The organism is Anabaena sp. 54 (genome assembly GCF_017355725.1).
Classification (GTDB): Bacteria; Cyanobacteriota; Cyanobacteriia; order Cyanobacteriales; family Nostocaceae; genus Dolichospermum; species Dolichospermum heterosporum.
Map to the genome: position 1 here is coordinate 1 of NZ_JAAVWA010000061.1, position 9610 is coordinate 9610.

The 9610-nt window shown below is 39.1% G+C and carries 7 protein-coding genes and 1 pseudogene; 2 read left to right on the forward strand and 6 right to left on the reverse strand.

Annotation, left to right across the window (positions count from 1 at the left end; genetic code table 11):
• Nucleotides 1–298 (reverse strand): hypothetical protein (locus HEQ36_RS25670; protein WP_290708717.1); only part of this gene is annotated, 298 nt, incomplete at its 3' end.
• Between the two features lie 406 nt (nt 299–704).
• Complete coding sequence (locus tag HEQ36_RS25675; protein ID WP_039200582.1) at nt 705–1658, reverse strand: RsmB/NOP family class I SAM-dependent RNA methyltransferase; 954 nt, start codon at nt 1656–1658, stop codon at nt 705–707.
• A gap of 235 nt (nt 1659–1893) precedes the next feature.
• On the opposite strand from HEQ36_RS25675, the pseudogene HEQ36_RS25680 reads away from it, so the two are divergent.
• Nucleotides 1894–3321 (forward strand): annotated as a pseudogene (locus tag HEQ36_RS25680) (DUF2157 domain-containing protein); the annotation flags it as partial.
• Nucleotides 3322–4225: 904 nt separating this feature from the next.
• Nucleotides 4226–4960, forward strand: a complete 735-nt coding sequence (locus tag HEQ36_RS25685) for a GDYXXLXY domain-containing protein (RefSeq protein ID WP_039200583.1) — start codon at nt 4226–4228, stop codon at nt 4958–4960.
• Nucleotides 4961–5010: 50 nt separating this feature from the next.
• On the opposite strand, the gene HEQ36_RS25690 is transcribed toward HEQ36_RS25685, so the two are convergent.
• From HEQ36_RS25690 to purE, 4 genes are all read right to left on the reverse strand, one after another.
• Nucleotides 5011–5574 carry a Uma2 family endonuclease gene (locus HEQ36_RS25690; RefSeq protein ID WP_039200584.1) on the reverse strand — a complete coding sequence of 188 codons (564 nt, stop codon included), beginning with the start codon at nt 5572–5574 and terminating at the stop codon, nt 5011–5013.
• Nucleotides 5575–5871: 297 nt separating this feature from the next.
• Entirely contained in the window at nt 5872–7689 is a 1818-nt protein-coding gene (gene sppA, locus HEQ36_RS25695) for a signal peptide peptidase SppA (RefSeq protein WP_053539224.1), read from the reverse strand.
• A gap of 49 nt (nt 7690–7738) precedes the next feature.
• Nucleotides 7739–8794 carry a type 2 isopentenyl-diphosphate Delta-isomerase gene (gene fni / locus HEQ36_RS25700; protein ID WP_168637034.1) on the reverse strand — a complete coding sequence of 352 codons (1056 nt, stop codon included), beginning with the start codon at nt 8792–8794 and terminating at the stop codon, nt 7739–7741.
• 189 nt (nt 8795–8983) lie between these two features.
• The gene (gene purE / locus HEQ36_RS25705; RefSeq protein WP_039200586.1) at nt 8984–9496 is read right to left on the reverse strand and encodes a 5-(carboxyamino)imidazole ribonucleotide mutase; all 513 of its coding nucleotides are present in this window, start codon (nt 9494–9496) and stop codon (nt 8984–8986) included.
• Nucleotides 9497–9610: the final 114 nt, after the last annotated feature.

Genomic DNA, 9610 nt, shown 5'->3' on the forward strand with positions numbered 1-9610 from the left:
CACTTAAGCCTGTTAAATTTAGACTAAAGTTACTTTGTGTGCCTACATTGAAACTATAGTAATCATTAGTATCAGCACTTCCTACCCAATCATTAAAACTCTGAAGACTTGTTAAAGTACCAACATTACGGGCTGTAGATCGGGTATTTCCAGCATAATCAAGAGGTGCATTTAACGATGGAAGTTGCTGTAAACCAAACTCTGGATTAGGATTTAAAGGATCTTTATCCAGGTAAGTTGAGGAATTACCCAATCCTGGTAAAGAGGAATCAAAAGACTTTTCAGAATTATCAAACATAATGCACCCCTAAATAATTTATGAAAATCTTGCTTACGTAGGGTGGGCAATGCAGACTGTATCCAGATTCTAGTCGGCAATGCTCATCTTAGGTGTACTTCAAAGATTAAATATTAGTCCTACTGACACTGACGATATCCAAAAAATACTGATTTTTTGGATATCGTCAGTGTCACTACATAAACATAAAATGATTTATGCCAACTTGACTACAGTAAAAAATACTATTCTATTAAAAAAGTTATACTAAATTATGCAAAAATTACGCAAAAATGACGTAAAAGCCTTGATTTACCTGATGACGACTTATTTTAATTTGTAAATCTTAATACTTATTCGTGATTCTGCGTGAGAAAAAATGTAAATCACACGCAGGTGGGCTTTATTCGGACAGCATCAAAGAACACTACATACTTTGATATCTCCACATAGCAGACATAGACTCTAAATCAACCCCCTTCGCATCACCTTCCATCGTATTTTTAAACAACGCCGTAAACGCACCCGCACCCAACCGATATTGCGGAAACATCCGATAACAAGGAATGCTAGTTAAACGAGATTGAAAAGTAGATAAATGATCAACTTTCACAGCTTGAAAATGCGGAAACCGTTCCAAAAACCATTCACAAACCTGCTCATTTTCTTCAGGGGAATAGGTGCAAGTCATATATGCTAAATAACCTTGAGGGGCAACAACTTGGGCAGAATTAGCAATAATGCGTTTTTGACGATTGGCACTTTTATTAATTGAAGTTGAGTGAAAACATCCTGGTGCTTTCTCATTTTTAGCTAATAGAGATTGCCCAGTACAAGGGGCATCAACCATCACCAAATTACTCGAAGCCGGCAACAATTCTGCAAAAATACTCGAATCTCTATTTACTACCCCACTGGGTTTAATTTGACAACGTTTTAAATTAGAAATCAGCATTCCTAACCGCTTACCAATTACCTCATTAGTAATTAGCAAATCAGGTCTTAAAGCCTTCCAAGCAAACACACTTTTACCACCGGGGGCAGCACACATATCAAAAACTATAGATATTGATTCGGGAATTGCCAACAAAACAGAAGCAGAAAATACCGAAGAAAAATCTAAACAGTAAAAATATCCCTGTTCATGGAGAGAATGTTTACCTGGTTTTGCTCCCAAAGATAAACGGTCTACAAAATGTGGTTGCCAATGTGTTGGAGTTTGCACTTGAAAAGGCGAAATCTCTGGTTGATCTTGACACCAAAGAATGCAGGGTGCAAAAGGTTGGGGATGAACTAAAGCATCTATAAACTTTGTTTGTTCATCTACATTTGTAAATAACTGTCGGGTAACTTTAAGCAATAAATTAGAAGGTTTTTCCATATTAATTTCTACCAAATTAAATCAGAAGAGAAACTGTTACATGAGAACAATGCAATCAATATATTTGGCTGCATACTAAAAAGACATTGACCGATATTTACATGGCGTTTGCAAAGTTCGTCTGTTATGGCTTCTGGCTTTTAGCTAGAGGCTAACCTTGTTTTGTTAATGTTTGTCAAACTCATGCCAAATTACGATTTTAGATTTGGTGTTACACTTATGTACCGGAGAGGTCATGATATTTAACAATTTTCAGCAAAAACTGCGCCAAGAATCACAACGTTGGCGAGACGAAGGAATTATTAGTTCTTCCCAGTACGACCAAATAGCCAAGCGGCATCAATTTAATAAAATAGAAGAATCTACCCGTGATAGTTTTGGTGTTATTGCCATTGTCATCGGCGGTTTATTATTAGGCTTAGGTTTAATGACCCTTGTGGGCGCAAATTGGCAAGGTTGGTCACGGGACGTTAAGTTTATCTTGTTAATGAGTTTATTTCTCTCCACAGCCATTACTGGGTTTTTGACTTGGCGAGAACCTACACTTACCACAAATCAAGGTAAAAAATCTCAAGAGGGTAAACGGGTACTCGGAGAAGCATTGTTAATTCTCAGTGCTTTTATTTTAGGGGCAACCCTCATGTTGATGGCGCAAATATTCAATATTAGCGGTTCAGCTTCTGAGTTATTTTTAGCTTGGGGGGTTGGGGTGTTAGTTATGGCTTATAGTCTTTCCCTCAATTCTTTGGGAATTATGGCTATTGTCCTCATTCAAATCGGTTACTGGATAGGAATTGGTAATTTAGGATCTGAATCTGGGGAAGTGACTTGGGCGCGGTTAGCTGTGCGCCATATGCCCTTACTATCATGGTTACTGTTTGTTCCTTTAGCTTATATTTGCAGATCCCGGTGGATTTTTGGCATAGGAGTTGTGGCATTTATTATATCTTTGCAATATAACCTCAGACCTTTACCACTCTTAACATTTTCTGATGCAGCTTCTTGGATAGCTTCCTTTGCGTTGGCTTTACCACCTGCCTTACTTTGGAGTTATGACGATTTACTTTTTCCCACAGTTAATTATAGATTGTTTCAACCCCTGGCACGTAATTTTGGCTTGATTTGCTTTGGTGTGGTTTTTTATCTTTTATCTTTCCGTTGGCAATGGGAATCGGTTGACTCTATTGGCAGTTTATCATTTTTAAATCCCTTCAATTCAACTAGTAATTCATCGAATGTATTACCATCTTTGCCAATTATTGATTTAGGGATTCTCAGCGGTTTGGCAGTTTTACAATGGTTGTTTCTAATTCGTCAAAGCAATAGTCCACTTCGACGAGAAGTATTTTTCAGACTTGGCATTATTACTACTTTTTTAGGGTTTATTCTGATTACTCCTTTTTGGCATCAAGCTATCAGCAGAATTACCGAACTAGGCATTTTCATCTTCAATGTTTTATTGGCAATATTAGCCTGGGGATTAGTTCAAGAAGGGTTGAAATTACGAAAAAGAGCCGCATTTTGGTGTGGTATGTTATTATTTACCCTGCAAATTATCAGCCGGGTTTTAGAATATAATACTGAGGTTCTTTTCCGGGCTTTAGTATTTGGTATTTGCGGTTATTCTCTCATTGCTGCCGGACTTTGGTTTGAACGTCGCTTTACTACTTCTAAAACTAGTAATGGCGGTGGTAGCGGGAATAGTGGTGGTAGTGGGAATAGTGGGAATAGTGGGAATAGTGGTGGTAGCGGGAATAGTGGGAATAGCGGGAATAGCGGGAATAGTGGTGGTAGTGGGAATAGTGGTGGTAGTGGTGGTAGTGGGAATAGCGGGAATAGTGGGAATAGTGGGAATAGTGGGAATAGTGGGAATAGTGGTGGTAGCGGGAATAGCGGTGGTAGTGGGAATAGCGGGAATAGCGGGAATAGTGGGAATAGTGGGAATAGTGGGAATAGTGGGAATAAAACTAGTAGTGGAGGCACTAACGACAGTAGAGGCGATAACAAAAGCAATAGTAGCAGTGATTATCGGAGTAGTAGTGGAGGCACTAACGATAGTAGAGGCGATAACAGAAGCAATAGTAGCAGTGATTATCGGAGTGGTAGTGGAGGCACTAACGATAGTAGAGAGAGAGATAGAGAAAGGGAGAGAAATAGAGAGAGGGAGAGGGATAGAGAAAGGGAGAGAGATAACAGAGGCAATAGTGGAGGTGATTATCGAAGTAGAAAGTAAGTAGGTTGGCGTTGAAAATTGTCGTTATGGCAAGGCAAAAGGCAAGAGGCAAAAGGCAAGAGTGAAGAGGGTTTGGGCGATTTTACGTTTCTTTACACAGTTTGGTTTTATTGTGTTCACCTACTTAATAGGATAATTCTCAATCAAAATTCAGACACCTGAGTTCGACTTTTTTACGCCTTTCTACTTACTCACAAAAAATTAAATCTGAGTTCTTTCTATATAAATCTCTGCGGATAAATTCCTATCGAAAAATTAGCAGGAATGGGAAAAGTATTTTTTCCTATTATCTATTATCTATTACCAATTACCAATTACTAACTAAATCAATCCCATGAAAAATGACTTCCCTGAATCAAAAAAAACCTTCACTCCAGAAATGGAATTTTCCGAAAAATTGACTTTTCGGGATTATCTTAAGGCTACAGAACAGAAAGCTAATAAACCTTTACCGATTTGGCGATTAATTGCTCCTTTATTGGTTCAAGTAGGTTTAATTCTGGCTGTACCTTCTCAGGCAATGTATACAGATATGACGGGTAAGACAGTAATTTTGCAAACTGTACCTGTAGATTCTAATGATGTTGTCAGGGGTTCTTCATTGAACTTAGATTATAATATTTCCCGTCCTGAAACTTTGAGAAGATTGCCGGGTTGGAATGACTGGTTGCGAAGAAATTCTCGCAGGGGTAGACAAATTGCCCCAGGGAGTATCTTATATTTAATTTTGCAAGAACGACAATCTTTTGATAGAAATGAACTTCAGTCTTGGAAACCTATCCGGGTAAGTAGTAATCGTCCTGTTTATTTATCTAATAATCAGGTAGCTTTAAAAGGTAATTATCAAGACGGTTTGATTAATTATGGGTTAGAAGACTATTTCATTCCTGAAGAACAAAGACAACAGATTAATGAGGATATTTCGCAAATTCAGGAAGCCAGGAATGGTAGACAACAACCAATTTTAGTGAGGGTAAAAGTAGATCCTCAAGGTAATGCTATTCCTACGGGTTTATCCATAAGAGATGCGAATGGTGAACGTGGCGATCGCAATTATCGTTTTCAATAGCATTATTGATGGTGGGCAATGCCCACCTCAAGATAAATTGTTTGTGGATCTCAAAATTGTAATTCAAACCCTAATAACACATCTTCTCCAGACAGTAATACAGGAAATTGAACAATTTCTACAGGTTGTTCCAGTCGGTAAATTTCTACTTGTTTATCGTAGGGATTAATTAACCAACACAAACGCACGCCATTATTTATATATTCGGTGCATTTTTCTTGCAGGGTTTTAAGTCTGTCTGTTTTTGATCTCAGTTCAATGACAAAATCAGGTGCGAGTGGGGGAAATTTTTCTCTTTCTTCAACAGTTAGTGCTTCCCACCGATCTAATTTTACCCAAGCAACATCAGGAGAACGTTTTGCACCATTAGGAAGTTGAAAAATAGTAGAGGAACTAAATACTATTCCTAATTGGGTTTTGTAGTTCCAAAGACTTACTTTGAAATTTAAATCAGATTCACTACGGCCGCTTTCTCCTCCTACTGGTGGCACGATAATTAATTCTCCCTGTGCATTGAGTTCTAAGTTTACATCTTTATTAGCCATACAGAGTTGGTAAAACTGATCATCTGTAAGGCGAACAACTGGATCTAGATTTAGGGTAACAGTGTTCATGTCAGTTTATTAGTGTAATTTTTCTGGGTTAAAATCAGTGAGGTACAGTTTTAAACTTTAAAGACAGTAGAGGCGCTTTCTTCTGCGCCCTCGATTATATTTTATTCGACCAATAATCGCTATATTTTGTAATTTTAGCAATAGTTTAATCCTCGTTAACTACCAATTACCAATTACCTAAGTAGGTGAACGGAAAAAAACCGAAATATGTAACGAAAAGTAAAATCGCCCAAACCCTCTTCCTGTTCCCTGTTCCCTGTTCCCTTGCCCCAACGACAATTTTTAACGCCAACCTACTTATTCAATTTTAAAGTTAATTGGTAAACGAGTATAAATCCCTTGAGGATCATTCATTGTTTGCAAGGTTTTGATTTCCTGTTGGAATTTTTCTAGTTCATTTATTAAGGGGTTTGAGTTTTTAGTTTGGGTTTTTTCTATGCCTAATTTGGCTTTTGTTTGATCTAATTTTTTACCAAATAACTTTTCTGCAAAGGTTGTACTTCGCGGATATTCTTGTATTTCCCAATCAGTTCCTAATTTCGCTTGTTTAGCTGCATATTCAATGGCTACATTTAAACCACCAATTTCATCAACTAGACCGATTTGTTTGGCTGCTGTTCCTGACCAAACTCGTCCTTGGGCGATTTCTGCTACTTTTGCAGTGGGAATTTTCCGTCCTTGGGAAACTTTCTGCAAGAATAGATTATAAATGCGGTCAACACTGCGTTGATAAACTGCTAATTCTTGAGGTGATTTAGGACGGGAAATGGTTTGTTGATCTGCATACTGAGCCGTTTTTACGCTATCCCAAGTTATGCCATTATTATTGCCTAGTTTTTGACCATTAAATAATACGCCAAAGACACCTATAGAACCTGTAATGGTATTAGCTTGGGCAAAAATGCGGTTGGAATCACTTGCAATCCAATAACCACCAGAAGCAGCTACATCTCCCATAGAAACGATGACGGGTTTGATTTGACGAGTTAATTTGATTTCTCGCTGCATGATTTCGGCTGCGGTAGCACTACCACCAGGGCTATTAATTCTTAAAACTACTGCTTTGATTTGATCATTTTGGCGAATTTTTGAGAATATTTTTGCAAAGTTATCACCGCCAATTTGTCCTTCGTCACCGCTACCGTTAACTATTTCTCCTTCTGCATAAACAATGGCAATTTTATGATCTGAATTTGAGGATTTTCCGGGAACTTCGGCATAATCAGCCAAGCTGATTTTTGTGAATGTTTGATCTTTTTCACTGTTACCAGTTAATTTTTTTAAGTCGGTGAATACTTGATCTTCATAAGCAATCGTATCCACTAGACTATTAGATTTAGCTTCTGTAGCTTCTAAAATTGATTGACTATTAGCGATCGCTTGCAATTTCTGCGGTAGAATGTTTCTGCTTGCACCTACAGACTTCCGCCACTCTCCCCACACATCATCTAACAATTTCTGAGTTTGTTCCCGGTTCTCTGGGCTGAGTTTATTGAGGATTAACGGTTCTACTGCACCCTTAAATTTACCTACCCGCACAATCTGCACACCAACGCCGTATTTTTCAAATGCTCCCGCTAAGAACATTGGTTGTGAACTTAAACCGTTCATTTCCATTGCTCCCATAGGATTAACTATAACTTGATTGGCTACGGAACTTAGATAATATTCTTTTTCACTCCAATCTGTACTATAGGCAATAATTTTTTTGCCGGTTTTGCGGAATTTTTCTAATGCTTGACGGATTTCTTTCAAGGAAGCATAACCAACTGCACTATTAGCATTAGTTCCATCTATATAAATACCTACAATTTTTTGATCACGTCCGGCTTTATCTAAGGTTTCTACAACTTTGCGAAGTGTGATGTTATTTTCTTCAACCCCGCTAAAAGTTTTTTGCAAAAGTTGGCTGGAATTAGGTTCACTATCGGTGATTTTCATAGACAAGTCCAAAACTAAAACTGACTTATCTTTCACTGTTGGGGCTGAACTTTGAGAACTAGCAACCGCAATTAATATTAATAAGAATCCCAGTGTGCTGACTCCAGAAAAAATTGTCAGTCCTAGTAAACTACCAATTAAACTTGCTAGGGTTTGTTTAAGAAAATTAGTCATTAGTTATTTATAAGTCAGTTGTCAGTTGTTCGTTGTCAGTGGTCAGTTGTCAGTGGTCAGTTGTTCGTTGTAAACTCTGAGATTGCTTTAATTTATACAGGTTGCTATTGGCAGTGCAAAATAATACGGTGGTGATTTCGGCAATTAAAACCTCTGTTAATTCTACTACAGCCGCTTCCGATACTGCCGCTGCTTTGAGAAAGGGCATTGCTAAACCAGCAATATCAGCCCCTAGAGCGATCGCTTTAGCCACATCTAAACCATTGCGTAAGCCCCCAGAAGCAATTAAGGGAACATCGGGATCATGCTCCCGAATACTGGCAATACAATCGGCTGTGGGTATCCCCCAGTCCCCAAATGTTTGCCCCAAACGCCGCTGTAAGGAGGTTTCTGCCCGTTCACTTTCAACCATCGCCCAAGACGTACCACCAGCACCAGCCACATCAATAGCTTGCACTCCCACAGCTATCAGTTTTTCTGCCATAGTTGCGGAAATTCCATTACCTACTTCTTTGGCAATTACGGGAACTGGCAAATCGTTACACAAGTCAGATATTTTGTCAAGCAATCCATGAAAATTAGTATCACCCCTGGGTTGAATGAATTCCTGCAAAGGGTTAATATGTAAAATCAAAGCATCAGCTTCGACCAGATCAACAATTCGTAAACATTCATCAATACCATAGTCATAATTAAGCTGTACTGCGCCTAAATTGGCAAAGAGGAGAATATCGGGCGCATATTTACGAACGGCAAAAGTATCCGCAACTTGAGGTTTTTCCACTGCTACTCTTACAGATCCTACACCCATTGCTAATTTGTATTCTTGGGCAACTTCAGCCAGACGACGGTTAATAATTCCCGCTTGTTCTGTACCTCCCGTCATGGAAGAAATTAACAAAGGTGCATGGAGATGTTTGCCCAAAAATGTCGTACTCACATCAATATCTTTACCATCAATTTCCGGTAAACAAGCATGAGTAAAGCGATATTTTTCTAAACCAGTGGTAGTTACTGGAGATTGGACATTATCTTCTAAACAGATGCGAATATGATCTGCTTTGCGATTTTGGGTTTGGGCTGAGGTGTTGATAGGATGGTTCACGACTTAATATGGAGTTATGTGAATATTTATATTTTGCACTAAGCCCTGGCGAATACAATATGGCTTCGCCTCCCGTTAGGGATACGCGGCTACATAAACCAAGTCCGTCTTCATGGACTAATAAATCTTAACCCACGCAGGTGGGTTTTGCCTGTGTAGACGCGGTTTCTAACCGCCTGGTGTAAATATCTATGGTTGTAAATATTTTTCATATCCAAGCTGGTCTAGTTTAGCTTGCTTTTCCATGACCATATTACAAAGACTTTGCCGATAAACTTGCACTTTTTCGAGTAATTCTGGTTGGTGAGTAGCAAGAATTTGTACAGCTAAAAGTCCAGCGTTTTTAGAATTCCCAATAGCGACGGTAGCGACGGGTATTCCTGCTGGCATTTGCACTATAGAATATAAAGAATCAACACCTTGTAAATTCCGAGTAGCGACGGGAACACCAATCACAGGTAAAGGAGTTAAAGATGCTACCATACCAGGGAGATGTGCCGCACCACCAGCACCAGCGATAATTACCTTAATACCGCGTTGATGTGCAGTTTTAGCATACTCAACCATCCGTTCTGGGGTACGATGGGCAGAGACAATGGCAACTTCAACTACAATACCAAATTCTTCACAAATAGCGATCGCATCCTTCATTGTGGGCAAATCGGAATCACTACCCATGATAATACCAACTTCGAGACTCATATAATTTAGGGAACAGGGAACAGGGAACAGGGAACAGGGGGAGTTGGGGGAGTTGGGGGAGTTGGGGGAGTTGGGGAAGTAAAAGGGGAGTTGGGGGAGTTGGGGGAGTTGGGG

Bases quoted from the DNA above. Each gene is read 5' to 3' on its own strand.
- HEQ36_RS25685 (WP_039200583.1), top strand. From the start codon at position 4,226: ATGAAAAATGACTTCCCTGAATCAAAAAAAACCTTCACTCCAGAAATG.
- HEQ36_RS25675 (WP_039200582.1), bottom strand. From the start codon at position 1,658: ATGGAAAAACCTTCTAATTTATTGCTTAAAGTTACCCGACAGTTATTT.
- HEQ36_RS25690 (WP_039200584.1), bottom strand. From the start codon at position 5,574: ATGAACACTGTTACCCTAAATCTAGATCCAGTTGTTCGCCTTACAGAT.
- sppA (WP_053539224.1), bottom strand. From the start codon at position 7,689: ATGACTAATTTTCTTAAACAAACCCTAGCAAGTTTAATTGGTAGTTTA.
- purE (WP_039200586.1), bottom strand. From the start codon at position 9,496: ATGAGTCTCGAAGTTGGTATTATCATGGGTAGTGATTCCGATTTGCCC.